This is a genomic window from Vogesella mureinivorans, from assembly GCF_007644035.1.
In the GTDB taxonomy this organism is placed as follows: domain Bacteria; phylum Pseudomonadota; class Gammaproteobacteria; order Burkholderiales; family Chromobacteriaceae; genus Vogesella; species Vogesella mureinivorans.
In genome coordinates this window covers 1-275 of record NZ_VMTV02000417.1, presented here as the reverse complement: position 1 = coordinate 275, position 275 = coordinate 1, and the positions used below count along the sequence as shown (strand labels likewise).

Genomic DNA, 275 nt, shown 5'->3' with positions numbered 1-275 from the left:
TGGCGCGCTGGGCCGCGGACATCCTTGGCAGGGGCAAGGCATGAAGATTCTGGTCACCGGCGGCGGCGGCTTTCTCGGACAGGCGATCTGCACGCGCCTGGTCAATCGCGGGCTCACCGTCGTCAGCTTCAACCGCGGCCTTTATCCAGGCCTGGCGGCGCTCGGCATCAAGCAGGTGCAGGCCGATCTCGCCAACTTCGACGCGCTCGCCGAGGCCACGGTCGGCGTCGATGCGGTTTTCCACGTCGGCGCCAAGGCCGGTGCCTGGGGCAGCT

1 protein-coding gene is annotated in these 275 nt (G+C 68.7%); it reads left to right on the top strand.

What is annotated here, in order from left to right; genetic code table 11:
* Positions 1–40: 40 nt before the first annotated feature.
* Positions 41–275 (top strand): NAD-dependent epimerase/dehydratase family protein (locus FLQ44_RS11290; protein ID WP_147694453.1); only part of this gene is annotated, 235 nt, incomplete at its 3' end.